The 24,970-nt window shown below is 65.6% G+C and carries 22 protein-coding genes and 3 pseudogenes; 14 read left to right on the top strand and 11 right to left on the bottom strand.

Going from position 1 to position 24,970, the window contains the following annotated elements; translation table 11 throughout:
* Positions 1-143 precede the first annotated feature (143 nt).
* From IRZ12_RS04010 to phoU, 5 genes are all read left to right on the top strand, one after another.
* Complete coding sequence (locus IRZ12_RS04010) at positions 144-1,106, top strand: tripartite tricarboxylate transporter substrate binding protein (protein WP_296464441.1); 963 nt, start codon at positions 144-146, stop codon at positions 1,104-1,106.
* 146 nt (positions 1,107-1,252) lie between these two features.
* Complete coding sequence (rmuC, locus tag IRZ12_RS04005) at positions 1,253-2,710, top strand: DNA recombination protein RmuC (protein ID WP_296464437.1); 1,458 nt, start codon at positions 1,253-1,255, stop codon at positions 2,708-2,710.
* 83 nt (positions 2,711-2,793) lie between these two features.
* Entirely contained in the window at positions 2,794-4,458 is a 1,665-nt protein-coding gene (locus IRZ12_RS04000) for an isovaleryl-CoA dehydrogenase (RefSeq protein WP_296464434.1), read from the top strand.
* An 80-nt stretch (positions 4,459-4,538) separates the two neighbouring features.
* Positions 4,539-5,225: a ribose-5-phosphate isomerase RpiA gene (rpiA, locus tag IRZ12_RS03995; protein WP_296464431.1), complete on the top strand. Its 687-nt coding sequence runs from the start codon at positions 4,539-4,541 to the stop codon at positions 5,223-5,225.
* Between the two features lie 120 nt (positions 5,226-5,345).
* Entirely contained in the window at positions 5,346-6,044 is a 699-nt protein-coding gene (gene phoU / locus IRZ12_RS03990) for a phosphate signaling complex protein PhoU (protein WP_296464429.1), read from the top strand.
* Between the two features lie 104 nt (positions 6,045-6,148).
* On the opposite strand, the gene IRZ12_RS03985 is transcribed toward phoU, so the two are convergent.
* Positions 6,149-6,418 (bottom strand): oxidative damage protection protein, encoded by a 270-nt coding sequence (locus IRZ12_RS03985; RefSeq protein ID WP_296464426.1) that lies wholly within the window; start codon positions 6,416-6,418, stop codon positions 6,149-6,151.
* 114 nt (positions 6,419-6,532) lie between these two features.
* Positions 6,533-7,249, bottom strand: coding sequence for a GntR family transcriptional regulator (locus IRZ12_RS03980; protein ID WP_296464422.1), 717 nt, complete (start codon positions 7,247-7,249; stop codon positions 6,533-6,535).
* 160 nt (positions 7,250-7,409) lie between these two features.
* On the opposite strand from IRZ12_RS03980, the gene IRZ12_RS03975 reads away from it, so the two are divergent.
* Positions 7,410-8,567, top strand: coding sequence for a hypothetical protein (locus tag IRZ12_RS03975; RefSeq protein WP_296464418.1), 1,158 nt, complete (start codon positions 7,410-7,412; stop codon positions 8,565-8,567).
* Between the two features lie 81 nt (positions 8,568-8,648).
* A complete protein-coding gene (locus IRZ12_RS03970; protein ID WP_296464415.1) occupies positions 8,649-9,647 on the top strand; it encodes a tripartite tricarboxylate transporter substrate binding protein in 999 nt (332 codons plus the stop codon).
* A gap of 66 nt (positions 9,648-9,713) precedes the next feature.
* Here the strand turns inward: IRZ12_RS03970 and IRZ12_RS03965 are convergent, their stop codons facing one another.
* The 3 genes from IRZ12_RS03965 to IRZ12_RS03955 all read right to left on the bottom strand — a co-directional run bounded on the left by IRZ12_RS03965 (position 9,714) and on the right by IRZ12_RS03955 (position 12,043).
* Positions 9,714-10,295, bottom strand: coding sequence for a hypothetical protein (locus tag IRZ12_RS03965; RefSeq protein WP_296464413.1), 582 nt, complete (start codon positions 10,293-10,295; stop codon positions 9,714-9,716).
* Positions 10,295-11,425 (bottom strand): hypothetical protein, encoded by a 1,131-nt coding sequence (locus IRZ12_RS03960; RefSeq protein ID WP_296464410.1) that lies wholly within the window; start codon positions 11,423-11,425, stop codon positions 10,295-10,297. The genes IRZ12_RS03965 and IRZ12_RS03960 overlap by 1 nt, the downstream gene beginning before the upstream one ends.
* An 81-nt stretch (positions 11,426-11,506) precedes the next feature.
* Entirely contained in the window at positions 11,507-12,043 is a 537-nt protein-coding gene (locus tag IRZ12_RS03955) for a hypothetical protein (RefSeq protein WP_296464407.1), read from the bottom strand.
* A 145-nt stretch (positions 12,044-12,188) separates the two neighbouring features.
* Between IRZ12_RS03955 and IRZ12_RS03950 the strand changes: the two genes are divergently transcribed.
* Complete coding sequence (locus IRZ12_RS03950; protein WP_296464405.1) at positions 12,189-12,518, top strand: DUF962 domain-containing protein; 330 nt, start codon at positions 12,189-12,191, stop codon at positions 12,516-12,518.
* An 11-nt stretch (positions 12,519-12,529) separates the two neighbouring features.
* Here IRZ12_RS03950 and IRZ12_RS03945 read toward each other — a convergent pair whose 3' ends face one another.
* Complete coding sequence (locus IRZ12_RS03945; RefSeq protein WP_296464402.1) at positions 12,530-12,766, bottom strand: DUF3820 family protein; 237 nt, start codon at positions 12,764-12,766, stop codon at positions 12,530-12,532.
* Positions 12,767-12,782: 16 nt separating this feature from the next.
* On the opposite strand from IRZ12_RS03945, the pseudogene IRZ12_RS03940 reads away from it, so the two are divergent.
* A pseudogene (locus IRZ12_RS03940) lies at positions 12,783-13,430 on the top strand (amidohydrolase family protein); the annotation flags it as partial.
* A complete protein-coding gene (locus IRZ12_RS03935; protein ID WP_367181576.1) occupies positions 13,318-13,752 on the top strand; it encodes an amidohydrolase family protein in 435 nt (144 codons plus the stop codon). The pseudogene IRZ12_RS03940 and the gene IRZ12_RS03935, both read left to right, overlap by 113 nt.
* Before the next feature lie 11 nt (positions 13,753-13,763).
* Here IRZ12_RS03935 and IRZ12_RS03930 read toward each other — a convergent pair whose 3' ends face one another.
* Positions 13,764-14,933 (bottom strand): zinc-dependent alcohol dehydrogenase, encoded by a 1,170-nt coding sequence (locus IRZ12_RS03930; protein ID WP_296464399.1) that lies wholly within the window; start codon positions 14,931-14,933, stop codon positions 13,764-13,766.
* Between the two features lie 155 nt (positions 14,934-15,088).
* Here IRZ12_RS03930 and IRZ12_RS03925 point away from each other — a divergent pair, with 155 nt between their 5' ends.
* From IRZ12_RS03925 to IRZ12_RS03915, 3 genes are all read left to right on the top strand, one after another.
* The gene (locus IRZ12_RS03925; protein WP_296464396.1) at positions 15,089-16,051 is read left to right on the top strand and encodes a cyclase family protein; all 963 of its coding nucleotides are present in this window, start codon (positions 15,089-15,091) and stop codon (positions 16,049-16,051) included.
* 17 nt (positions 16,052-16,068) lie between these two features.
* Complete coding sequence (locus tag IRZ12_RS03920; protein WP_296464393.1) at positions 16,069-17,745, top strand: thiamine pyrophosphate-binding protein; 1,677 nt, start codon at positions 16,069-16,071, stop codon at positions 17,743-17,745.
* Between the two features lie 111 nt (positions 17,746-17,856).
* Positions 17,857-18,837, top strand: coding sequence for a tripartite tricarboxylate transporter substrate binding protein (locus IRZ12_RS03915; protein ID WP_296464389.1), 981 nt, complete (start codon positions 17,857-17,859; stop codon positions 18,835-18,837).
* A 22-nt stretch (positions 18,838-18,859) separates the two neighbouring features.
* Here IRZ12_RS03915 and IRZ12_RS03910 read toward each other — a convergent pair whose 3' ends face one another.
* The 4 genes and pseudogenes from IRZ12_RS03910 to argA all read right to left on the bottom strand — a co-directional run bounded on the left by IRZ12_RS03910 (position 18,860) and on the right by argA (position 21,325).
* A complete protein-coding gene (locus tag IRZ12_RS03910) occupies positions 18,860-19,507 on the bottom strand; it encodes a TetR/AcrR family transcriptional regulator (RefSeq protein ID WP_296464385.1) in 648 nt (215 codons plus the stop codon).
* A gap of 92 nt (positions 19,508-19,599) precedes the next feature.
* Positions 19,600-19,780: pseudogene (locus tag IRZ12_RS03905) on the bottom strand (amino acid ABC transporter ATP-binding protein); the annotation flags it as partial.
* Position 19,781: 1 nt separating this feature from the next.
* A pseudogene (locus IRZ12_RS03900) lies at positions 19,782-19,916 on the bottom strand (amino acid ABC transporter permease); the annotation flags it as partial.
* A gap of 56 nt (positions 19,917-19,972) precedes the next feature.
* Positions 19,973-21,325 (bottom strand): amino-acid N-acetyltransferase, encoded by a 1,353-nt coding sequence (argA, locus tag IRZ12_RS03895; RefSeq protein WP_296464382.1) that lies wholly within the window; start codon positions 21,323-21,325, stop codon positions 19,973-19,975.
* A 23-nt stretch (positions 21,326-21,348) separates the two neighbouring features.
* On the opposite strand from argA, the gene hrpA reads away from it, so the two are divergent.
* The coding region (gene hrpA / locus IRZ12_RS03890) for an ATP-dependent RNA helicase HrpA (protein WP_296464444.1) at positions 21,349-24,970 on the top strand (3,622 nt) is incomplete at its 3' end.

The raw sequence follows: 24,970 nt of genomic DNA, 5'->3' as shown, positions 1-24,970 counted from the left end.
AACCGTTCAGCATCTGTTTCGATCCCATCCTACGAAACGATATTGACCCTGAACTCGTCGCCACGAACGAGTGGGCGGGGTAGTGCAGAGGTTCCCTAGCGCCCGGGGCCTACTCTATTCATTCACTACAAGGAGACGATACCGTGATCAGGAAACTGGCTGCGGCCATGCTTTTCGTGCCCATGATCGCCTTGCCGGCCCATGCTGAGTGGCCGGAGCGGACGGTGCGCATCATTGCGCCTTTTGCGCCGGCCTCCACGCCGGATACGCTGGCCCGGGTTCTGTCCGAGCGCCTGTCCAAGCAGCTCAAGCAGACCTTCGTCGTCGAGAACAAGGCGGGGGCGGGCGGCATGATAGGCACCGACCACGTCGCCAAGGCGGCGCCGGACGGGTATACCCTGGGCGTGAGCATCACCGGGCCGCTGGTCAACAACAAGGTGTTGTACAAGAAGATGCCGTACGACCCGGATAAAGACCTGACGCCCATCACGGTTGCCGTGATGCAGCCCAGCGTCCTCGTGGCGCGCGCCGGTCTACCGGCAAAGGACCTCGCGCAGCTGATTGAGCTGCTCAAGCAATCGCCAGGCAAGTTCAATTACGCGTCCATCGGCAACGGCTCGCTGTCCCATCTCGCGATGGAGCTGGTCGCTTCGCGCAGCGGGACCAGCATCGTGCATGTGCCCTACGGCGGCTCCAGCCAGGCCGTGACCGCGCTGATCGCAGGTGACGTGGACATGGCCTGCCTGCCCGCGGCGGCGGTGCAGTCTTTCGTCAAGGCCGGAAAACTCCGCGCCATTGCCGTCACGACCGGCAAGCGCACCCGCTTCATGCCGGAGGTGCCGACCCTCGCCGAGCAGGGCATGGACGGGGTCGATACGGGTGCCTGGATGGGCATTGTCGCTCCCGGCGGCATGGATGAGGGATTGAAGGCCCGCATCCACGCGGAAGTGGTGCGCGCCCTGCGCGACCCGGAGGCTCGCAAGGCATTCGATGCGCAGATGATGGAAGTGGTGGCCGGGACACCCGAGGAGTTTGCGGCGTACTTGAAGGATGAGGCGGAGCGCTGGTTCCCCATCATCCGCAAGAATGACATCCGTCTCGACTGACCTGCGCGCGTAGACGCGGCGGATACCCGCCCGCGCCACGGCAACATGCTTGCCTGGCATCCGTGCCCATGCGTTCGGCCGGCAACGGGCCCGGGCGATGCTGCCTTGCGGTCAGGCTCTAAAATCCCATTTTTGGGGGTCGAGTCTTGACTGAATATTTGTTGTGGGGCAGCACCGTTGCTGCCGCGCTTGCCGCGCTTTTCGCGCTGCTGGCGCTGTTGCGCAAGCCCGGGTCCGGCGATCCTCGTCCGGACCAGATCCTGGAGGCGCAGGAAAGGCTGGAGCGTTCGCTGCGGGCGGAGATCACGGAGAGCCAGCGGGGGCTGCGTTCCGAGCTGGCCGAGTCGACGCGCGGGCTGCGCACCGAGCTCGGGCAGGCGCTGGCCCAAGGCCTTCAGGCCATGGGCAGCCAGCAGGCGCAGCAGGCCCAGGTGCTCAACCAGCAGCTCGACGCCTTCGCGCAGAATCTCACTGTGCTCACGGCGCAATTGCAGGAGCGCTTCGAGGCTTTGCGGCTCTCGCTCACTCGCGATGCCGCCGTCACCCGTGAGGAAAGCGCCCTGGCCCTGCAACGGTTCGCGGACCGATTTTCCGAGCAACTGCGCGTGCTGACTGAAGCGAACGAGCGCCGCATGGCGGAGGTGCGCGCCACGGTCGAGCAGCGCCTCAAAGACTTGCAGTCCGACAACGCCGCCAAGCTGGAAGAGATGCGGCGCACCGTGGACGAGAAACTGCACGCGACGCTGGAGCAGCGGCTCGGCGAGTCTTTCAAGCTGGTTTCCGACCGGCTGGAGGCCGTGCACAAGGGGCTGGGCGAAATGCAAACGCTCGCCGCAGGCGTGGGCGACCTCAAGCGCGTGCTGACCAACGTCAAGACCCGCGGCACCTGGGGGGAGGTGCAATTGGGCATGCTGATCGAACAGACCATGACGCCCGCCCAATACGGCCGCAACGTCAAGCCGGTGCCAGGCCGGGACGACCTGGTGGAGTTCGCCATCCGGTTGCCGGGGCGGGACGAGTCCGGCCCGGTTTGGCTGCCGATCGACGCCAAATTCCCCAAGGAAGAATACGAGCGCCTGGTGGACGCCCAGGAGCGGGCCGACCCCGAGGCCGTGCGTGCGGCCGGCGCGGCGTTCGAGCGAGGCGTGGAACTGGAGGCGCGCCGCATTGCGACCAAGTACATCGCGCCGCCGCACACTACCGATTTCGCCATTATGTTCCTGCCGACCGAAAGCCTCTACGCCGAGGTGTTGCGGCGTCCGGGCCTGATCGACAAGCTCCATGCCTTGCGCATCAATGTGGCGGGTCCGAGCAACCTGGCGGCCTTGCTCAACAGCTTGCAAATGGGCTTCCGTACCCTGGCCATCGAACAGCGTTCGTCGGAGGTGTGGAAGGTGCTCGGCGCGGTCAAGGCCGAGTTCGGGAAATTCGGCGAGGTGCTGGCGAGCGTGAAGAAGACACTGGAGACCGCGAGCAACAAGATCGGGCAAACCGAGGTGCGCACGCGGGCCATGCTCCGTAATCTCAAGACCGTCGAAGCCCTGCCCGAGAACGAGGCCCAGCAATTGCTTGGGGCGGACGGCGACGAGGACGCCCAGGGGTAGGCTCGCTGCACCCGGCGAGGTCGCCCGGCCCAAGGGCCGCGCTACACTGAAGCCCGGCGCCGCGGCGGCGGTAGGGAGCAGGCATGAGGCAAGCGGGATTGGACGACGCGGTCAACGTAGTGGGCCCCCGTAGCGGTTATTCCCTGTACGACACCGACGTCGCATTGCAGGAGGCCGTCGCCCGCGAAGGTGCGGCCCATGCGCAGGAGGCGTTGCGCGAGCACGGCGCTTGGCTGGGCCGGCCCGAGGTGATGGAGGCGGGCCGCGACGCCAATGCGCATCCGCCGCAATTCATTCCCGTCGATCCCGTTGGGCGACGGGTCGATGCGCTGCGTTTCCACCCGGCGTGGCACTTCCTGATGTCTGGCATTTTCCAGCGCGGGCTGCATTGCGCGCCGTGGTCATCTCCGGCCCCCGGCGCCATGGCGGCCCGCGCCGCAGGCTACCTCATGCAGGGACAGGTCGAGGCGGGTACCCTTTGCCCGACCACCATGACCTTCGGCGCCATTCCCGTGCTGGCCAAGGAGCCGGCCGGAGAAGTCGATTTCGCCCGCGACTGGCTGGCCCTCCTGTATTCCCGTTGCTACGACCCGGCCGATGCGCCCGTTGCGTCCAAGCGAGGCGTGTTGGTCGGCATGGGCATGACCGAGAAGCAGGGAGGCTCCGACGTGCGTGCCAATACGACGCACGCCGAGCCGTGTGCGGCGCCCGGCCGCGGCCGCTCCTATCTGCTCACGGGCCACAAATGGTTTTATTCCGTGCCGCAGTCAGACGCCCATCTGGTGCTGGCCCAGGCAGGCGAAGGCTTGTCGTGCTTTTTCGTGCCCCGGTATCGCCCCGATGGCCGGCGCAACGCCGTCCGCATCGTGCGGCTGAAGGACAAGCTGGGCAACCGCAGCAACGCAAGCGCCGAGGTCGAGTTCTGCGGCGCCTGGGGCGTGATGGTAGGGGATCCCGGCCGCGGCGTGCCGACCATCCTGGAGATGGCGTCTCATACTCGGCTCGATTGCGTGCTGGGCAGCGCGGCCTTGCTGCGGCAGGCGACCGTCCAGGCGCTGCACTTTTGCTCGCGGCGCCAGGCGTTCGGAAAACTGCTCATCCGGCAGTCCCTGATGCGGCACCTCCTGGCAGACCTCGCCCTAGAGAGCGAAGCTGCCACGGCACTTGCCATGCGCCTTGCGCGCGCGTTCGAGTCCGACGCCCCGCTCGAGCGGGCGCTCCGGCGCATCGTGACGCCAGCGGCCAAATACTGGGTCTGCAAGCGGGCCGAGGCGGCCATCGGCGAATGCATGGAAGCATGCGGCGGAAACGGCTACGTCGAGGACGGCCCGATGCCGCGGCTCTACCGGGAGGCGCCCGTCAATGCGATCTGGGAAGGGGCGGGAAACATCATGTGCCTGGACGTGCTGCGGGCGATGCTGCGGGATCCGGAAGCGCTCGAAGCCCTCGAGGAACACCTGCGGGACAGGGGACGGGGCAGCGACGAGTTCCGCGCGGCGTGGCAGGCCTGGGTCGATTTGATCGCCGCGAGGGACGAGGCGGAGTTCAAGGCGCGCCGCATCGCCGGCTTGACGGCTGCGCTGGTGCAGGCGGCGGTGCTGATGGACATCCCCGGCGGCATGGCGGCGGATACCTTCATTGCGGCACGGCTGGCGCAGCCGAGCTGGCTGTACGGCGACAGCGACACCGGGCATGGGGAGGCGGCGTGCGCCTTCCTGCTTGCCCGGGCTTGGCCGGAATCCGGGTAGCGGGCGCCGGCGCGGCCTGCATGCCCGCAAGTGCTAAAGTGTCCGCTGGAACCCCTCGCAATAGTTTGGTCACCACTATCATGCTTTCTCAACAGCAGCTCAAACAGCAAGCCGCCGATGCGGCGCTCGCCTTCGTCGCCGAGGTGGCGGCGCCCGACGTGGTCATCGGCGTCGGCACCGGCTCGACCGCCGATCTATTCATCGACGGGCTCGCGGCCTACAAGGGCCGCATTCGCGGCACCGTCGCCAGCTCCGAGCGCAGCGCCGCGCGGCTCGCGGGGCACGGGCTTGCGGTCCTTGACCTGAACGACGTGGACTACATGCCCATCTACGTCGACGGCGCCGACGAGATCGACGACCACCTGCACATGATCAAGGGCGGTGGCGGCGCGCTCACGCGCGAAAAAATCGTCGCGTCGGTGGCCGAGCGCTTCATTTGCATTGCCGACGAATCCAAGCTGGTCGCACAACTGGGCGCGTTTCCGCTGCCGGTCGAAGTCATTCCCATGGCGCGGGAGGCGGTGGCACGCACCTTGCGCCTGCTGGGAGGTCAGCCTCGGCTGCGCGAGGGGTTCGTCACGGATAACGGCAACGTCATCCTCGACGTGCACGGCTTGCGGATTGCCGAGGCGCAAGGCTTGGAGAAAGTGATCAATGACGTCCCGGGCGTCGTGACCTGCGGTCTGTTCGCACTGCGCGGCGCAGACGTGGCGCTCCTCGCCACCCAGTCCGGCGTTCGCAGGCTGGAAAAACCGCATCACGCATAGCCTCCCGCGCGCTGCGCCGGCGCCGACATATCCGTGTCATATGGCGTTCATAAACTGGGATGCATTGCCATGGGCCGGGGCATGACGTCCGGCCCGCCGTTTTTTGGGCTGGGAGCGGACATGACTGAACACACGCACAAGCAGTACGACGCAGAGCTGGAGGAAATCCGGTCGCGCTTGCTGCAAATGGGAGGCCTGGTCGAGGCACAAATCACCGGCGCCATCGACGGCCTGGCCAACGGCGACCTGGCGACGCTCGAACAAGTGATCGTGCGGGACGTCGAGGTCAACAAGTTCGAGATCGAACTGGACGAGGCCTGCAGTCACATCCTGGCGCGGCGGCAGCCCGCGGCCGGCGACTTGCGGATGATCATTACCGTCATCAAGATGATCACCGACATGGAACGGGCGGGCGACGAAGCCGAAAAAATCGCCCGCATGGCGAAGATGATCCACGAGGCCGGCCGAATGAACATGCCCGCCGTCGAGCTCTGGCACATGGCCAACACCGTGGTCACGATGCTGCGAAGGGCGCTGGATGCCTTTGCCCGCCTCGATGTCCAGGCTGCGGTCCAGGTGGTCAGGCAGGACAAGGCCGTGGATGCGGAGTGGCAAGGCATCATCCGCCAGCTCATCACCTACATGATCGAGGATCCGCGCAAAATCTCGCGGTCCATCGAATTGCTCTTCATCGCCAAGGCGCTGGAGCGGATCGGCGACCATGCGAAGAACATGTGCGAACTGGTCGTCTACATGGTCAAAGGCCGGGACGTGCGCCACACCGGCGTGGACAACGTCGAGCGGGAGGCGTCGGCGTAGCCGCCCAAGCCCGGGACGCCCCTGTGGCCTGCCCCTGGGGGCGGGCTGCGCCGGCCACGCGTGGCGCCCCGTGCGGGAGGCCCGGGACGCGCAGCAGGCGGGTCTTATTTCGGGGGAACGTAGCCTTGCGCCTCGACGTGGCCATCTTCGAATAAGTACCGCTGCATTTGCTGCTGCAGGTACTTGCGGGCCCGGGCGTCGGCAAGGTTGAGCCGGTTTTCATTGACCAGGCGGGTCTGGGTCTGGACCCATTCCTGCCAGGCCTCCTTGGAAATGTTCTGCCAGATCTTGGTGCCGAGTTCGCCAGGGTAGGGCGGGTAGTCCAACCCTTCCGCCTCTTTCTTGAGCTTGACGCAGTAGACCATGCGAGTCATGTGAGCACCTGTTCCGCGGTTGATTGCAATGCGGCTATTGTAGCGAAGCGCGGTTTGCGGCATCGCGGAAATCGCCGGCGGGCAGGACCATCTTCATGGCGGCCGGCGTCGCCGCTACTTTCCGCCTTTTCCCCTGGCCTCCATTCTGGCCTGATAAATCCGCCGCTTGTTATCGCGGCTGCGCCGCACGTGTTCGCGCATCAGGCTCTCCGCGCGCGTGCCTTCGCCACGCTCGATGGCCCCGACCAGGTCTTCGTGGTCCTGGTGGGCGCGATGGATAAAGGTGTATTCCGAGCTGGGCATGGTCTCGTCCAGGCCCAGGCCCAGCACGACGGCGCCCACTAGCGGAATCTGCGAGACCTGCTCCAAGATGCCGGCTAGCAGCGGGTTGCCCGCTGCCCGGATCAAGGTCGCGTGGAAACGCGCATTCATCGCCGACCAGCGAGGCGTTTCGACGCGGTAGCCGTTCTCCGCGGCGTCCTCCAGCAGCCGCCAGCCTTCCTCTATGCAGTCGCGAAGCGTCTCGATGACGTCGGGGGAGGGCCCGCGTTCGGTGGCGAGCCTCGCGGCCATGCCTTCCAGCGTACTGCGCACGTCGAGCGCCTGGGAGAGGTCGTCCAGATTGAATGCCTTGACCCGGAAGCCGCGGGTAGGCAGGCGCTCGAGCAGGCCTTCCTTGACCAATTCCTCGAACGCGAGCCGGATGGGCGTGCGGGAGACGCCGAGCTCTGCCGCGAGTTGCAGTTCCACGAGGCGCTCGCCCTGGGAATAGGCGCCCGACATGATGCGCCGGCGCAGCTCGGCGGCAACCGTATTGATTTGTGTGGCCATTTGCCGGATCGGTCGTTGTGGGGTTTTCGTCGCCAGGGATGGTAGTCCCTATGGCAGCATCCTTAAATTTGCATGCAGAATGACGAAATATTTGCACGTAAAACGAAAATAACCAATAATTTGCATGCAATTTAATTAGATCTCTTAGTATGAGGCGCTCATGATCCCCTCTTCGGCATACGTCGGCCTGCCGCCTCCGCTGGCCGATTCCGTTGTCAAGACCAAGCATTTTTTCCAGGCGCTGGATAACTTCGCCAAAGTGTTCGCGATCCGTCCAGGCGAGCGCGTCTTGATGTTGACTGACCAGTTGCTGGACACGCGCGTCGTCGATGCCGTGATCGGCCTGGCGCGCGCCCGGGGCGCGCAGGTGCGCGTCTATACCGAGCCCAATTCGCGCGTGACCGCCGTGCCCGAGCCGGTAAAAGGCTTGCTGGAGCAAGCAGACTTCGTGGTGTCGACCTGGTTCTGTTCGATCGAGGATCCGTTCTGCATCGCCATGCGCAAGCGGGGCCAGCGTTGGGTCAAGATCACGTATTTCCGCGACCTGGACCTGCTCCATACCCCGCAGGCCCGTTTCCCCATCGAGATCGTCGGCGCGCTGTGCCGGGCCACCGCCAAGCGCTACCCGCAAGGCGAGAGCTTCGACCTGCACTTCACCGATCCGCGAGGCACCGATTTCCGCATCGGTTTCACCCCCGAGACGCGCGACACCATGCTGTCGTCCAACCGCTGGCGCGGTGTTACCACGGCGGACGAGCCCGGCTGCTACGTGCATTACCTGCCTACCCACGGGCCCAATCTATGGGACCGGACGGCGGTCCGTAATGACCATTCGGTCAAGACGCCGATGTCGGGTGTCATCTATCCGCAATGGGCGGTCGGCTTTGCCAAGCCATTCGAAGAGCGCATCGCCGTGCGCTTCGAGGGCGAGTACGTCAGCGCGGTCGAGGGAGAGTCCGAAGAAGCGCGCATCCTGCACGACATGCTGGTGGGTGGACGCATGATCGAAGGCGGCGGTTGCGGCTTCAACCCCAAGGCGCCGCGCCATACCGTTTATCCGGCCGGCTCCAACGCGCCGGGGGCGCTGCATTTCGGCATCGACCTGGTCAAGCCCAGCGACTACATACGGCGCGTGCTACCCGATTGGGAAGAGCCGCCCGTGCACATGGACCTGGTTTGCCTGGATGCCACCGTCAAAGCCGGGCCAAACACGCTGATCGATCGAGGATTCCTGTGTGCGTTGCGCGATCCGGAAGTGGTCGAGATCGCTTCTCGCTACGGCGACCCGGTGGAGTTGCTCGAAGCCGGCGTGGACTGAATCACACCCTTGTCTTGGGCCGGCCTCACGAAGACAAGCAATGCCGGCATGAAGACAACTCAAACAGCAAAGGAGACGCGTATGAACCCAGTAAAACCCGGGCGCACCCCGGTTCGTTGGCTTGCCGCCATGGCACTGTCGGTCGCGGGGGTCGCGGGCGTGGGCGCCGCGGAGAATGATGCGCAATGGCCGCAACGCCCCATTACCATGATCGTGCCCTTCGTGGCCGGCGGAGGCGGGGACACGCTGGCCCGCCTGTATGCCCGCGAGATGGAGGGCAAGATCCGGCAACCCATCATTATCGATAACCGCGCCGGGGCGGGCGGCAACATCGGGACGGCGGCTGCCGCGCGGGCCACGCCGGACGGGCACACCGTGGTGTTCGGGACCAACGGCACCATGGCCACCAATCATTGGCTCTATAAATCGGTCGGCTACTCGCCGGACGATTTCGAGCCGATCGCGCGGTTCTCGGTGATCTCGATGGTCATGTTCGTGAGCCCGGATTCGCGTTTTAACTCCGCCAAGGAATTGATCGAATACGCCAGGCAGCATCCGCGCGAGCTGACCTGCGCGTCGGCCGGCAACGGCACGGCTTCGCACATGGCTTGCGGGCTGTTGCAGCACATGGCGAAGGTCGAGTTCACCCACGTGCCGTACAAAGGGGGGGCGCCCGCGTCCACCGACGTGCGTTCGGGCCGGGTATCGTTCATGATCGACGTGGCGCCGTATCTGGTACCCCTGGCCAAGAGCAAGCAGATCAAGGTGCTGGCCGTCTCCACGCCGCAGCGCATTCCGGCGTTGCCAGATGTACCCACCATTGCCGAGAGCGGCGTGCCGGGTTACGAGCTTTTCGCGTGGGACGGATTGTTTGCTCCCAAGGGAACGCCGGCCGACCGCTTGGACCGCCTGCACCAGGCAGTGAACGAGGTGCTCAAGGATCCGGCCTTCGACCGCACCATGCAGGAGCGCGGCTCCATCAATTCGCCCATGAGCCGGAGCGCGTTCGCGCAGTTCGTGCGCAAGGAATATGAGCTGCACGGCGAAATCGTCAAGTTCACCGGCGCGCGGATAGATTGAGCGTTGCGCGGCCGGGTGCCAGGCCTGGCGGCGCAACGGAGGCGGCGTTTGCCGGGCAGGCGCTCGCTAGCGCGCCGGGCCGCCGGAGCGGGTTTCCTGGGCGGGCAGCACGATGAATCCCCCTTCTTCGGGAAGCGTGCGCTTTTGACGGACGGTAGCGTTCTCTCCCGCATCTAGGCGTACCGAGAATGCGCTGTTTCTCCCGTTTGCCCTGAGATACACGTTCAGGTAATGCACGCCTGGTCCGAGGACCGTGACGGGCACTTCGAGCACGGCCCGGCGCTGCGCATCGAGGGGGACGGTCGCAGGCGTGGCGGCGTCCACGCGCAGGGCACCTTCCGTGCCGTAGCGCACTTCTACGGCGCTCACGCCGGGCGATCCGGTCAATGCGAGCCTCACCGTGGCCGGACCGGCGGGAAGCGGGGCAGGCGGCGTGCGCACCGCCACGGCGACGAGGTCTCCCGGCTTGCGGGGACGCGGCTCGAAACCGTCATGCCTTGCGGAGGACGTCGCCTCCTGCGCAGCGTGCTGCGATTCGTGCGCGCAAGCGGGTAGGGCGGACAGCGACGTGGACAGCACGACCACTAGGGCGGCCATGTTGCGTCGAGCCGGCACGCGCGCGGCTTGAGGATTCGGTGTCGGTCGCATCACTGGCCTCCGGCGGAAATGCGTTCAAAAGTCACTTCATAACAGACTTGCGTCCCCGGCGGGGCGCGCTCGACGTCGTCATCGTCGTCGTCCGCGTCTTCGGCGATGGAGTAGTCCAGCAGCGTGGCGGTATAGGTGCCGGGCTCGAGTTCGCCTTCGACTTCTTCGTCGTCCATGTCGATGGATTCGCCTGAGCGGGAAAGCATGAGGAACGCCTTGGTCTTCGCACCTTCCGGCGAGAGGAGCCGGGCGCCCAGCCTGTAGCTTCCCGGTTCCTCGACCTGCAGGCGCAGGAACCGGCCTTGGTCGAGCTTGTTGGATTCGTTCCCGAGCAAGTTGGATACGCATGCTTGCTGCCTTGTGGGCGTCTTCGCCTGCGGCGCGGCGAACGTGAGATAGGGTGTGGCCGAGATGGGAGGGTCGGTGGGAATCGTGTACGACGCGGCACTGCCCCACTCGTCCAACTCGCCCAGGGCAGGCGTGCCGACATCGGCCAGCAGTTGGTTGACGCGGCCGATGACGACGCCGTCGGTCAGGTGCTTGGCCAACGCGGCACCGAACGGGAAGATGCTCGTGTAGGCAGGCGTGTGCCTTTGCTCGTTCCGGAGGATGGAGACCGTGGACTTGAAGCCGTCCGGCTCTTGCGCAAGCTGGTAAAGGAAATACTGAATCGCCGCTTCGTTGTACCAGGCAGCGTCGTCGGGCGGGGCGGGCGGCGCGCTGACGTCGAAGTAGAAGCTGTACTGTTGCCTCGGGCCCGACGTGTCGACATAGAAAGGATCATCGCGCACGATGCCCGACAGGCCGTTGCCCCAGCCTTCGCCCCAAGCAATCCGCATGTCGAGCTTGTCGCCCTCCGTGTGCGGTCCGCCTGGAGAATCAGAGCGCGAGATGTGCGCCTCGAAATAGTGGCCCCATTCGTGGACGACGACGCCAGTGTCGTACTCGTCGGTGTCGACGTCGGCCTTGCCGAGGATGTACAAGCCGGGCGCCGGGCCGCCCGACGTGAAGTGGCTGGTGCCGATGTCGCCGTCGGCAGGATTGCCGTTGGCGCTGCGGTTGTTCACGCTCCAGTAGATGTCCAGGTGAGGGAAGTTGATGTCGGGCGCCACGGCGAGGAAGCGCTGCATGGAGGCGTAGGCCTGGTCCAGCACGGAAAAGGGGCCGGCGGCGCGCGGGCCGGCATACCTGCCTGACGCGTTGGAGCCCGTTCAGCCCGAGGCAGCGTGCAGGTCGAGGGTCATGCCAACCTGCGGCACGGACAACGGGCTGCTCACGAGCGCATACACCGGGGCATTGGACGGGACCGCCCGATACCCCGGATGCGTGTTGTCGCGCACGGCCACGCTCCACGCGCCTTGCGGGCTTTCGCGCAGCAGGCGCGCCTGCACCCGTATTTGCACGTTGCGGCCAGGCGGTAGCGCGAGGGCATACCAGCCTTGTTCGTCGGTGACAGTGCTGGCCAGGACCTCCTCTCCGCTGATGGCTTCGACCACCGCGCCGCGCACGGGCAGCGCACGGGTCGCGCCGTAGTCCAGGCCCGCCGACTTCTTGGCCGGAACGGCATCGTAGGTCACGGTTCCCGAGACGGAGCCAGGTTCGGGTTGCGGGTTGGAGCCGCTACCGCCTCCGCATGCGGCGAGGAGCATCGACAGGGACAGGGCCGCGGCGGCGAGAAGCCGGCCTGGGCGGCAGCGTAGGGGAGGATCGGCCGAGGCGTTCGGTCCGGCCGCGTGGGTAGCGCTCATGGATGGATTTCCCTCTGGATGGTCGAACACAAATGATACATTGCGTCACAAATTGAAATATCGCGACGATGTGTTTATCCCGGCAGGCGCGGACGCATAATGGGCATAGAGGAAGGGTGACTGCGCTTTTTCCCAGAGGTGAACCATGGCCGACGCCCAGGCGCGCCCGCCCCGCAGGCGCTACCACAGCTTCGACGAGTTCTACGATTTCTACCTGAGCGAGCACGCACATCCGGTTTCCCGGCGCATGCACGTGGCAGGCACCAGCGCGGCGCTGGCGTTGGCGGTGTTGGGCGTTGCGCTTGGCCGGCCGTGGCTGTTCGCGGCGGCGGTGGCCTGCGGCTACGGCTTGGCCTGGGCCGGACACTTCTTTTTCGAGAAGAACCGGCCGGCCACGTTTGCGCACCCGTGGTGGTCCCTGAAGGGAGACTTCAGGCTGTGGGCGGAAACGCTCACGGGACGCCGGAGGTGGTGAGGCCGCCGCCGTCAGCCCCGGCGCAGCGGCGCCAGCAGCGAGGCCAGGCCGTTGTGGTCGATCTCGTGCATCAGGGCCAGCAGGCGCCCCAGTTCTCCGGGCGGAAAACCCTCGCGGGCGAACCAGGCGAGGTAGGGGCCGGGCAGGTCGGCAATTTTCCTGCCCTTGTATTTGCCGTACGGCATTTCGACCGTGACCAACCGCTGGAGCGCTTCGGCATCGAGCGGCGTAGGAAGCGGTGGCTCCATGAGGTGATAGGCTCCAATGCGGGACAGCGGCCCGTCCGGCAATGCCACGGCAAGCGCGGCGGCTAGGATTGCTCCGCTCGCATTGTGCCATGGCGGCAAGGGGCGTCGCTGCCGGAGCGCCGGCCCGCGGGCTGCGTCCCGGGAAAATGTTTTCCGGCTCGAGGCACAGCAAAAGAAACTCAACGAATACGGCATCACCAGCATCCGCGTTCCCGGCACGACCGTGGCCGCGTATCGCCAGTTCCAGCAGTTGCGCGACAGCGGCAGGGCGGCCGTGCGCTACAGCATCCTGTTCCGGCCGCGGGACCTCGCAGACTTCCGCTCCAGCATCGTCGAGGCGGGCATACGCCAGGGAGAGGGCGACGAGTGGGTGCGCGTATGGGGCCTCAAGATCAGCGTGGACGGCGGCTTCGAGGGGGGGCGCATGACCCGGCCGTATGAGGGAGAGCTGGGCAAGGGCGGCACCTATTACGGGCTGCAGCTCGTGCCGCAGGAAAGTTTCGACGCCTACGTGGCGGCTATCAATCGGGCAGGATGGCGCGCAGCCGTGCATGCCGTGGGCGACGCCGCGGTGGACCAGGTGCTGCAGGGGTTCGAGCGGGCGGATGCGGAGCGAGACATCAACGGGCGGGGCTGGACCATCGAGCACGCCTTCGTCACGCGGCCGGACCAATACCCGCGCATCAAGGCCATGGATCTGCGGTTGTCGGTGCAGGACCACCTCTACCTCGCGGCGCCCGTGCTCAAGCGGTATTGGGGACCAAGCGGTGCCCTCGCGCGAGGCGGTGCTCAGGCTCATGACCATCAACAACGCCCGCTTGACGGACGAAGAGGCAATCAAGGGGTCGATCGAAGCCGGCAAGCTTGCCGACTTCGTCGTGCTATCGGCCGATTACCTCAGCATTCCCGCCTCGGAGGTGCAGCATCTGAAGGCGCTGGCGACCTACGTCGGCGGCCGGGAAGTCTATCGTTCCGCCGCCTTTTAGGGGCGGTGCCGTCACGGCTTGAGCACGACTTTCACGCAGCCGTTTTCTTTGTCGCGGAAGATCTCGTACATGGTGGGTCCGTCCTCGAGCGCTTCGGTATGGGTGATGACGAAGGATGGGTCCAGGCGGCCTTCGGCGACGAGGTTTAGGAGTTCTTCGCTCCAGCGCAGCACGTGAGTCTGCCCCATGCGCCAGGTCAGGCCTTTGTTCATCGAAGCGCCGAAGGGGATTTTGTCGATCAACCCGCCGTAAACCCCCGGGATAGAAAGTACGCCGGCTGGCCGGCAGACGTAAATCATCTCCCGCAGGACGTGGGGCCGGTCGCTTTCCAGCATGACGGCCTGCTTGGCGCGATCGTACATTGCGTCCAGCGAGCGCGCTGCATGGGATTCCATGCCCACCGCGTCGATGCATTTTTCCGGCCCCTTGCCCGCCGTCAGGTCACGTAGCCGCTCCACCACGCTTTCTTGCTCGAAGTCGATGACCGTTGCGCCGGCCTTGGCGGCCATGGCCAGCCGTTCGGCGACGCGGTCGATGACGATGACTTGGCGCGCGCCCAGCAACTGGGCGCTGCGCATCGCCATCAGCCCGACCGGCCCGGCGCCCCAGATCGCCACCGTATCCGTGGGCGCGATGTCGCATTGAACGGCTGCCTGCCATCCGGTCGGCAGAATGTCGCCGAGGAACAAGACCTGCTCATCCGTGAGGTCGGCCGGAACTTTGATGTGCGTCGTGTCCGCATAGGGCACCCGGACGTATTCGGCCTGCCCGCCGGCGTAGCCGCCGGTCAGGTGGGTGTAGCCGAACAGCCCCGCGGTCGTGTGGCCAAAGGCTTTCGTCGCCAGGTCTTTGTTGCGGTTCGTGCGCTCGCACACGGAGTAATTGCCGCGCCTGCATTGGTCGCACGCGCCGCAGCAGATGGTGAAGGGGACGACTACCCGGTCCCCCACCTTGAGTTTGCGCGCAGCCGGGCCGACCTCCACCACTTCGCCCATGAACTCATGGCCCATGACGTCGCCCGCTTTCATGCCCGGCATGAAACCGTCGAATAAGTGCAGGTCCGAACCGCAGATGGCGCAGGCGGAGACTTTGACGATGGCGTCGCCGGGCTCCTCGATGCGGGGGTCGGGGACGGTGTCGTAGCGGATGTCTTTCTTGCCGTGCCAGCACAACGCTTTCATGCTGCTCTCCTTTCGTTGGAAGCCGGGCACCGTCAGCAAGCGCTGTGCCCCTCCTACCGCCTCTTGCCCCCTTGACGGTGGCGAAGGCCATCGGACATACTCGTGTTAAACGTTTGTTTAAAACGATCGTTTAGTGGATTTAAAAGGAGGTGCCGATGAAGGTGACGCGCGACGATCTGAGGAAGGCCGCAGAGCGGTTCAAGAATTGGGGGAAGTGGGGGCCGGACGACGAAATCGGGACCCTCAACTATGTGCAGCCCGAAGACATCATCCGGGCCGCGCAGCTCGTCAGGCAGGGCAAGGTCATCTCGTTGGCGCTGAATTTCGACCAGCACGGCCCGCAGGGAGCGAAAAGCAAATATCCCGCGATGGGGCGCATCAACCCGCTGCATCTCATGCTGCGCACCGGCACGGATGCCTACTCGGGCGTGTTGGATTCCCGGGGTATACGCGCTGCCGACGACATCGTCGTGATGCCGCTCCAGTGCGGCACGCAATGGGACGGCCTGGGCCATGTCTTCTACGAAAACTGGATGTGGAACGGCTACGATTGCCGCGAGGTGACGTCGGCAGGCGCGCAAAAGGCCGGAATAGAAAAGACCAAGAACAAGATGGTGGGGCGAGGCGTGCTGCTTGACGTCGCGCGGGCCAAAGGCGTAGACCAGCTCGAGGACGGGTACCCCATCACCAGCGACGACCTGGAGGAAACCGCCCGCAAGCAAGGCGTGCAGGTGGGGCGCGGCGATTTCGTCATCGTGCGGACCGGCCAGATGGAAGCCAAGCTCAAGCAGGGCAGCTGGGACGGTTATCCTGGGGGCGACGCGCCAGGGTTTTCCTTCCAAACGCTCGAGTGGGTGCATGGTTCGCAGATCGCTGCACTGGCGAGCGATACATGGGGGTGCGAAGTGCGCCCCAATGAGTCTGAGCCGGGCATCAACCAGCCCTGGCATTGGATCACCATTCCCATCATCGGCCTGACGATGGGCGAAATCTTTTATGTGGCGGACCTCGCCGACGATTGCGCGGCCGACGGTCAGTACGAGTTTCTTTTCGTGGCCCCGACGCTGCCGATTACCGGCGCCGTCGGTTCTCCAACCAACCCGCTGGCCATCAAGTAATCGGCAAGGAGGCGATCTTGGCTAAGACGACCGGCGCGCAGGTCATCGCCGACATGTTCAAGGCGTACGGCGTGACCCACGTATTCATGGTGCCTGCCATCCTGCGGCGGACTTTCGCCGAACTCGAGTTCCGGACAAACATCGCGCGCGTCCATACGCACGGGGAAAAATCGGCGGCCTATATGGCCGACGGCTATGCCCGCGCCAGCGGCAAGCCGGGCATTTGCATGGCGCAAATCGTCGGGGCGCTGAACCTGGCCGCAGGCTTGCGAGATGCTTGGCTGGCGCAATCGCCCGTCATCGCGATCACCGGAGGGCGCGATCCACGCACGAAATTCCGCAAGCTTTACCAGGAGGTCGACGACGTCCCGGCGTTCGAGCCCGTGACGAAGTGGAACGCCACCGTCGACGCCCCGGAGCGCATCCCCGACATGCTGCGCCAGGCATTCCGCGCGGCCGTGAGCGGGGCGCCCGGCCCGGTGCACCTGCAATTCCGGGGTAACGAAGGGCAGATCGATGCGGAGGAAGCCGACATGGAGGCGGAAATTGACGAGCGCTTTGCGCGCGTGCCTCCGTATCGTCCCGAACCCGAGCCCGAGCAGGTCGATCGGGTGCTGGGCTTGTTGCGGGAAGCGTCGCGACCGATATTCGTCGTCGGCGGCGGGGTGCGCAACTCCCGCGCCCAGGCCGAGCTTCGCGCGCTGGCCGAGGCGCTGCAGATTCCCGTGGCGACTTCGCTCAATGCCAAGGATGCGATTCCTGGCAATCATCCCTTGAGCGTGGGGGTGGTCGGCTCCTACTCGCGCGAAAGCGCCAACCTCACGGTTCAGCGGGCCGACCTCGTGTGCTTCGTGGGCACGGAGGCCGGCGGGATGACGACCCACGTCTGGCAGGTGCCCGCGCCCGGCGTTGCCGCCATCCAGATCGACATCAACCCGGAAGTCATCGGCCGCAACTATCCCTTGCGTGCGTCGCTGTGCGCCGATGCGCGCGCTGCGCTGGCGAGGCTGCTCGAACGTGCGCGGAACCAGCCTGCGGTAGACCGGCGAGCTTGGCTGGACGAAGTCGCCAAGCTCAAGCACGATTGGTACGAGAAATACAGGCCGGCCCTGACGTCGGACGCCGTTCCCATCCGTCCGGAGCGTATCTGCCATGAGCTTACGCAGCATGTGCCCGACGACGCGATGGTGGTGGTCGATACCGGGCATGCGGGCATGTGGATGGGCGGCATGTTCGACCTGCGCTCGACGAGCCAAAGCTATATCCGCAGCGCGGGCCACTTGGGCTGGGCATTTCCGGCCGGACTGGGCGCCAAATGCGCGCAGCCGGAGCGCCCAGTGGTCGTCTTCACCGGCGATGCCGGCTTTTGGTACCACATCGCCGAGCTGGAAACGGCGGTGCGCTGGAAGATTAACACCGTCGTGGTGGTCAACAACAACAGCGGCGGCAATCAGTCCAAGCGGGGTTTTGATCGCGCCTATGGCGGTCAGCAGACCGAAAGGGGGCGCGAGCTCTGGACCTATACCCCGGTCAATTTCGCCGAAATCGCCAACACGATCGGCGCGCTCGGCATCCGCGTGACGCAACCCGGACAGCTTCCCGCGGCGCTCGAGCAAGCGCTGGCCGCGGGGCGGCCGGCCGTGATCGATGTCGTGACGGACATCGAAGTGCTGGCACCGCCCCCAGTGGCGTGAGCAAGGAGGGGCCGCAGGTTTAGGTTGATGGTTTGGAACGTCCGTCGGCAGCCCGGCCGGTCAGAGCGGGCGCCGTCGGCATGTGGCGGTATTCACTAGGACGAGGAGGAGATGATGCATCGCACGTTGAAGCGTTTGATCTTGGGCTCTGCCGCTTGTCTTGCTGCCTTTGGCGCATGGGCCGCCGAGTCGGATTACCCAACCAAGCCCGTCAAGCTGATCGTGGCCTTTCCGCCCGGCGGGCCGGCCGATGTGACGGCCCGCATCGTTTCCCAGAAACTGAGCGAGCGGCTTGGGCAGGCGGTTGTAATCGAGAACCGGGGCGGCGCGGGCGGCAACGTCGGCGCGCAGGCTGTGGCCAAGGCCGATCCGGACGGCTATACCTACCTGGTCACGACGACATCTTTCGCCGTGAACCCGGCGCTGTCCGGCAAGGATGCGGGCTATGACGCAGAGAAGGATTTCGCGCCCGTTTCCATCATCGCCACGCAGCCGAACGCGATCGCGGTCCACAAGAGCCTGGGCGTGCAGACCTTGGCGCAGCTGCGCGAGAAGGCGTCCAAGGAGAAGCTGTCGTTCGCCAGCCCCGGCACCGGTACCACGCCACACCTCACCGGGGAAAACCTGTTCAAGATCAAGTGGCGCACGGAAATGACGCACGTGCCCTATCGGGGTGCCGGCCCGGCCGCCGCGGCCCTGGCGGCGGGAGAGCCGCCCGTGGGGTCGCTGGCCGTGGCGGGCGTGCTGCCCTTCGTCAAGAGCGGCCGCGTGGAGGCGCTCGCCGTCTCGAGCAAGGAGCGCATCCCCATGCTGCCTGACGTCCCGACGCTCGCGGAGCTGGGCTATCCCGATATCCTGGACTACACCTGGACTGCCGTTCTCGCTCCCGCAGGCACGCCCAAGGACCGCATCGAGAAGGTCAGCCGGGCCATCGACGAAACGCTCAAGGAGGCAGACATCAAGAACAACCTGGCCATGCAGGCGCTGATCCCGGTGGGGGGCACGCCCGACGAGTTCGGCACCTACCTGAAGGACGAGCTCAAGCGCTGGGCCACCATCGTGCGCGAAACCGGCGCCAAGCTGGAGCAGTAAGTGCAGCGGTAAGGCGCCGCGGCTAGAAGCCGTGTTCGCAGAAATCCAGGATCTCGGCCAGCGCCTGCGCCAGGTCCGTACCCTTGCACGTTCCCCGGGAAATGATCTCGATGCGCCCGGTGTTGGACGCCACGTAGATGTAGATCCCCATGACGAACGTCAGGCGCCAGTAGATCGACTCCGGGGAGCGGTCGGGAAAGCAGGCGCGCAGGGCATCCACGAACTTGAAGGTGGTTTGGTCGTAGTAGCGGGCACGTAGCGCCTGCTCGAGTTCTTTGGGCTCGTGGTGCAGGCGCGCCTGCAGCTTCACGAAGGCTCGGCCACCGGGGCCGTCGTCGTTGGCCATGCGCAGGGGCGGGTAGACGAAGGCATAGATGATGTCGCGTAGCGCGACTTTTCCGCTTTCGGCTCCGCGCCGCAGGGCCTCTGCCAACAGTTCTTCCCTCTCTTGCATCAGCACGCGGCAGCGCCGCTCGAATACCGCCATGAACAGACCCTGCTTGGTCTGGAAATGGTAGTTGATGAGCGCCTGGTTGACGCCGGCCGATTGCGCAATCTGCCGGACCGAAGCCGCCGTATAGCCGTGTTCGGCGAAAAGGAGCTCGGCGACGTCGAGGAGCCGTGTAACGACTTGAGGGGGAACGTGGGAGGCGAGTTTGGAGTTGTTCACGTGCAAACCGGCAAACCCTCGATAGACGTGGGATTATGCCATGCCAGGGGCGCGTACAGGCGGCCAGGATGTGCCCGGCGCCGCGCCACGCCTCAGTGCAGCGATGACAGAAATTGCTGGAGTTCGGGCGTCCGTGGGCTGTTGAACAATTCTTCGGACGGCCCCATTTCGTGCACCTTTCCCTGGCGCATGAACACCACGCGGTCGCTGACCTTGCGCGCGAAGCATTTCGTGGGTCACCATGACGAGCGTCATGCCGTCGCGGGCCAGGCTACAGCAGGCCGACGCAACTGAACACCACAAACGGCTTGAAGGTGGCATTGGCGATCATGGTGCCAGCTTTGGTTAGTTCGATGAGTCCGATGACCGAGGCGAGCGCCGTGCCTTTGATCACCTGTACCAGGAAGCCCCGGTCGGGGCGATCGCCAGGCGGGACGCCCCGTTCTGGCGCGGTTGGGTGGGGGCTTACAGCCGCTTGATGAAGACCTGGCTGTTGCGGCTGCGGTCGTAATGCGCCTGTTTGTCCTTGGGCAGGTCCGCCACGCTTCCTTGGGCGAAGCCGCGCTTGATGAACCAGTGCGCCGTGCGCGTGGTCAGCACGAACAAACGCGTAATGCCCGCCGCGCGCGCGCGCGCCTCGATATGCCGCAGCAGCTTGTCTCCCTCGCCGGCGCCTTGCCAGGCGGGGTTGACCGTCAGGGCGGCCATTTCGGCCATTTTTTCTTCCGGGTAGGTGTACAGGGCCGCGCAGCCGTAGATCACGCCGTCGTGCTCGGCCACCGAGAATTTCTCGATGTCGCGCTCGATGCTGCCGCGGCCCCGGCGCACCAGCGTGCCGTCCACTTCGAGGGGTTCGATCAGGTGGAGGATCGCGCCCACGTCGTCGATGGTGGCGGGGCGCAGGTCGTCCAGCGTGTCTTCGACCACCATGGTGCCTACGCCGTCGTGCGTGAAGACTTCCAGCAATACACTGCCGTCGAGGTCGTGCGGGACGAGGTGCGCGCGCGCCACGCCTTGCTTGACGGCACGCGAGGCGTGGCGCAGGAAAACGGCGGTGCCCGGGTCCAGGTTGCCCTGGGCGAGAAGGGCGTCGGCGTCTTCGCGCGCCAGTTCGGAGTCGACGTTGCCGTCTTTGTCGAGGACGAGGGGCGTGTCGGTCAGGAAAATGAGCTTTTCGGCGCGCAACGCGACGGCCACCGAAGTGGCGAGATCCTCCATGGAGAGATTGAAAGCTTCGCCAGTGGGGGAGAAGCCCAGCGGGGACAGCAGCACGATGGATCCGTGGTCCAGCGCCAGCCGCAGCGCCTCGGCGTCCACCTTGCGGACCTGTCCGGTATGGCGGTAGTCCACGCCGTCGATGACGCCGACCGGGCGCGCCGTGATGAAGTTGCCCGAAACGACCCGGATGTGCGAATGCGACATCGGGGTGTTGGGCAGGCCCTGGCTGAAGGCGGCTTCGATGTCGAGCCGGATTTCGCCGGCGGCTTCCTTGGCACACTCGAGCGCCGCCGCGTCGGTGACCTGGAGGCCGCGGTCGAACTGGAAGGGAATGCCTTTCAGGCGGAGCTGCTCATTGACCTGGGGCCGCGAGCCGTGCACCAGCACCAGCCGGATGCCCAGGGCGCTAAGCAAGGACAGGTCCTGGATCAGGCTGTTGAGCGCGCCGGCCTGGACCAGCTCCCCGCCGAAAGCCACCACGAAGGTCTTGCCGCGGAAGGCGTGCACGTAAGGGGCGACCTCGCGGAACCACTGTACGAACCGGGCGTTCAGGTCGAGGTTGGCAGAGTCGGGGTCAGAAGGTTGGGCGGCAGCGTTCATCCCAAAATTATAATGACGGGTTAATCCAAGTTCTTCTCATGGTCGCAGAATCCACCAAGAATGTGCCTTCGGCACGACGGCGCAATCCCGTTCCGCCCATCACCTACCCCGAGGATCTGCCCGTCAGCGGCCGGCGCGAGGAGATCGCGCGCGCGTTGGCGGCCCACCAGGTCATCATCGTAAGCGGCGAGACCGGCTCCGGCAAAACCACCCAGCTGCCCAAGATCTGCCTCGAGCTGGGACGAGGCGCGGCCGGCATGATCGGCCACACCCAGCCTCGCCGGCTCGCGGCGACGTCGGTGGCGCGACGCATCGCCGAGGAATTGGGCACCCCGCTGGGCGAGGTGGTGGGATACCAGGTCCGCTTCAACGACAAGACCGCGCCGGGCGCTTCGGTCAAGCTCATGACCGACGGCATCTTGCTGGCCGAGACACAGCGCGATCCCGAGTTGCGCGCCTACGATACGCTCATCATCGACGAGGCACATGAGCGCAGCCTGAACATCGACTTCTTGCTGGGCTACCTGCGGCAGTTGCTGCCGCGCCGCCCCGACCTGAAGCTCGTCATCACCTCGGCGACCATCGACGCCGAGCGTTTCGCCCGCCATTTCTCTTTGCCCGGGAAACCCGAGGTGCCGGTCATCAATGTTTCGGGGCGGCTGTATCCGGTGGAGGTGCGGTACCGTCCCGTGGACACCCGGGGCATGCAGGCCAGCGATGCCGAAGACGCGGCGCCGCGCAAGTCCGAGCGCCCGCGCGAGAAAGAGCAGCTGTCCCGCGACGAAGAACGGGACTTGATCGACGCCATCGTCGACGCCGTGGACGAATGTGCCCGCCATGGGCCGGGAGATGTGCTGGTTTTCCTCCCGGGCGAGCGCGAAATCCGGGAGGCGGCGGAGGCGCTGCGCAAACACCATCCTCCGGGGACGGAGGTGTTGCCCTTGTTCGCGCGCCTGTCGCAGGCCGAGCAGGAGCGGGTGTTCCACCCCAAAGGCAGCGGCCGCCGCGTGGTGCTCGCGACCAACGTGGCGGAGACCTCGCTGACGGTACCCGGCATCCGTTTCGTCGTGGATACCGGCCTGGTCCGGATGAAGCGCTATTCCTGGCGCAATAAGGTCGAGCAGTTGCGCATCGAGCCGGTGAGCCAGGCCTCGGCCAACCAACGCGCGGGACGCTGCGGCCGCATCGGGCCGGGGGTCTGCATCCGGCTTTACGAAGAAAGCGATTTCGAGGCGCGTCCCCGCTTCACCGATCCGGAAATCCTTCGCTCTTCGCTGGCGAGCGTCATCCTGCGCATGAAATCGCTCAACCTGGCGGACATCGAGCAGTTCCCCTTCGTGGAGGCGCCGCCCGGGCGGGCGATCGCCGACGGTTACCACTTGCTGCAAGAGCTGGGGGCCATCGACGAGAACAATGCGCTGACACCTGTCGGGCGCGAGCTCGCGCGCCTGCCGGTGGACCCGCGCATCGGCCGGATGATCCTGGCCGCCCGGGACCACGATTGCCTGTCCGAGATGCTGGTCATCGCGTCGGCGCTTTCGGTGCAGGATCCGCGCGACCGACCGCTCGATGCACAGGAAGCGGCTGACCAGGCGCATGCCCAATTCGCCGATGACCGGTCTGAATTCATGGCGTTCCTGAAGCTGTGGAAGTGGTTCAATGAGGCGCTAGAGCACAAACAGTCGCAGCGCAAGTTGGTAGAAAAACTGCGCCAGCATTTTTTGTCGCCGGTGCGCATGCGGGAATGGCGTGACGTGCACTCCCAGCTCGCGGCGGTCGTTGGCGAACAGGGATGGCGCCTGAACCAGTCCGAGGCCACGCTGGAGCAAGTCCACCTTGCCCTGCTGACAGGGTTGCTCGGCAACATTGGCTACAAGTCCGACGAGGACGCGCAGTATCTCGGCGCCCGGGGCATTCGCTTCGTCATCCATCCCGGGTCGAGGTTGGCGAAGAAGGCGGGGCGCTGGGTCGTTGCAGCCGAACTCGTAGAAACCTCGCGCCTGTTCGCACGCTGCGTGGCCCGCATCGACCCCACCTGGGTGGAGCGCGCGGGCCGCCATTTGTTGCGCAAGAACTGGTCTGATCCGCGCTGGGAGAAGAAAGAGGGCAGGGTGGTCGCCAATGAACGGGCGACGTTGTATGGCCTGACGGTCTACGCCGGCCGTCGCGTCGATTATGGACGCATCGATCCGCGCCATGCACGCGAAATCTTCATTCGCCAGGCGCTGGTGACCGGAGAGCTCGACAGCCGGCTGCCGTTCATCGCGCACAACCGCCGGCTCGTCGCCGAGATCGAGAAGCTGGAGCACAAATCGCGGCGGCCCGACATCCTGGTCGATGACGAGCTGATCTTCGCCTTCTACGACAGGCAGGTTCCGGCCGACGTGAATCGCGTCGTCACGCTGGAAAAATGGTACCGGGAGGCGAGCGCGCAGGCCGGCGAGGGCTCCAAGCTGCTGTTCCTGTCGCGCGAGGAGCTGATGCGGCACGAAGCTGCCGGCGTGACTACCGAGGTCTTCCCCAAGAAACTGGCGCTGCACGGCATCGAGATGGCGCTGGATTATCACTTCGAGCCCGGTTCGCCGCGCGACGGCGTGACGCTGACCGTGCCGCTGTTCGCGCTCAACCAGCTCGACCCGGCCCGCTGCGAGTGGCTGGTGCCGGGCATGCTGAAGGAAAAGGTCCATCTGCTGCTCAAATCCCTGCCGCAGAAGCTGCGCCGCCATTGCGTGCCGCTGCCCGAGTACGCGGCGGCCTTCTACGACCGTTGGTTCGACCGGGCACTGAAACCGGACCGCAGCCTGATCGAGGCGCTGATCGCGGACGTGCGCGAGCAAACCGGCGTGCAGCTGGCGCCGGCCGATTTCAAGCTGGAAACGCTGCCGCCCCACCTGTTCATGAACTTCCGGGTGGTGGACGAGCACGGGCGGATGTTGGACATGAGCCGCAATTTGTCGCAACTGAAAGCGGAGCTGGGACGCGAAGCGCAGGCCACGTTCCAGCAGGTGGCCGCGCGCGACATGGACGTGGCGCAGGCCTTGGCCCACGAGAACCTGACGGATTGGACGTTCGGCCCTTTGCCGGAACTGATGGAAATCCGGCGCGGCGGCTTGTCGGTCATCGGCTATCCGGCGCTGGTGGACCGCGGCACGCACTGCGATCTCGACGTCTACGACGATCCCGACGAGGCGGCTCGGCATCACCGAGCGGGATTGCTGCGCCTGTTCCGCCTGCAACTGAAAGACCAGGTCAAGTTCCTGGAGAAAAACCTGAACGGCCTGACCCAGATGAGCATGCTGTACATGCCGCTCGGGACGCAGGAGGAATTGCGGGACCAGATCATCGACGCGGCGCTGGCGCAGGCCTGCCTGGCCGATCCGCTGCCGACGGACGCGCAAGCCTTCGCGCAGCGGCGGGCCGAAGGCAAGGGGCGGGTGGGGTTGCTGGCCCAAGAGATCGCACGCCTGGCGTCGACCATACTGACCGAATGGGCGGCGGCGCAGCGCAAGCTACCCCAGGCCAAGGCGCACGCGGCAGCCCATGCGGACATCGAACAGCAATTGCGCAGCCTGATGACAAAGTGGTTCATTCGCGACACCCCTTATCCGCAACTGGCGCATTTCCCGCGTTACCTCAAGGCGGTAC

Source organism: Pigmentiphaga sp., assembly GCF_019689535.1.
Classification (GTDB): domain Bacteria; phylum Pseudomonadota; class Gammaproteobacteria; order Burkholderiales; family Burkholderiaceae_B; genus Pigmentiphaga.
The sequence above is the reverse complement of the archived record's forward strand: the minus strand, read 5'-3'. Positions and strand labels throughout refer to the sequence as shown.

Bases quoted from the DNA above. Each gene is read 5' to 3' on its own strand.
- IRZ12_RS03985 (WP_296464426.1), bottom strand. From the start codon at position 6,418: ATGACTCGCATGGTCTACTGCGTCAAGCTCAAGAAAGAGGCGGAAGGG.
- IRZ12_RS03930 (WP_296464399.1), bottom strand. From the start codon at position 14,933: ATGAAAGCGTTGTGCTGGCACGGCAAGAAAGACATCCGCTACGACACC.
- IRZ12_RS03970 (WP_296464415.1), top strand. From the start codon at position 8,649: ATGAACCCAGTAAAACCCGGGCGCACCCCGGTTCGTTGGCTTGCCGCC.
- IRZ12_RS03945 (WP_296464402.1), bottom strand. From the start codon at position 12,766: ATGGAGCCACCGCTTCCTACGCCGCTCGATGCCGAAGCGCTCCAGCGG.
- IRZ12_RS04000 (WP_296464434.1), top strand. From the start codon at position 2,794: ATGAGGCAAGCGGGATTGGACGACGCGGTCAACGTAGTGGGCCCCCGT.
- IRZ12_RS03915 (WP_296464389.1), top strand. From the start codon at position 17,857: ATGATGCATCGCACGTTGAAGCGTTTGATCTTGGGCTCTGCCGCTTGT.
- IRZ12_RS03980 (WP_296464422.1), bottom strand. From the start codon at position 7,249: ATGGCCACACAAATCAATACGGTTGCCGCCGAGCTGCGCCGGCGCATC.
- IRZ12_RS03975 (WP_296464418.1), top strand. From the start codon at position 7,410: ATGATCCCCTCTTCGGCATACGTCGGCCTGCCGCCTCCGCTGGCCGAT.
- IRZ12_RS03935 (WP_367181576.1), top strand. From the start codon at position 13,318: ATGCCGTGGGCGACGCCGCGGTGGACCAGGTGCTGCAGGGGTTCGAGC.
- argA (WP_296464382.1), bottom strand. From the start codon at position 21,325: ATGAACGCTGCCGCCCAACCTTCTGACCCCGACTCTGCCAACCTCGAC.
- IRZ12_RS03925 (WP_296464396.1), top strand. From the start codon at position 15,089: ATGAAGGTGACGCGCGACGATCTGAGGAAGGCCGCAGAGCGGTTCAAG.
- phoU (WP_296464429.1), top strand. From the start codon at position 5,346: ATGACTGAACACACGCACAAGCAGTACGACGCAGAGCTGGAGGAAATC.
- IRZ12_RS03955 (WP_296464407.1), bottom strand. From the start codon at position 12,043: ATGAGCGCTACCCACGCGGCCGGACCGAACGCCTCGGCCGATCCTCCC.
- IRZ12_RS03960 (WP_296464410.1), bottom strand. From the start codon at position 11,425: ATGCAGCGCTTCCTCGCCGTGGCGCCCGACATCAACTTCCCTCACCTG.
- IRZ12_RS03950 (WP_296464405.1), top strand. From the start codon at position 12,189: ATGGCCGACGCCCAGGCGCGCCCGCCCCGCAGGCGCTACCACAGCTTC.
- IRZ12_RS03965 (WP_296464413.1), bottom strand. From the start codon at position 10,295: ATGCGACCGACACCGAATCCTCAAGCCGCGCGCGTGCCGGCTCGACGC.
- rpiA (WP_296464431.1), top strand. From the start codon at position 4,539: ATGCTTTCTCAACAGCAGCTCAAACAGCAAGCCGCCGATGCGGCGCTC.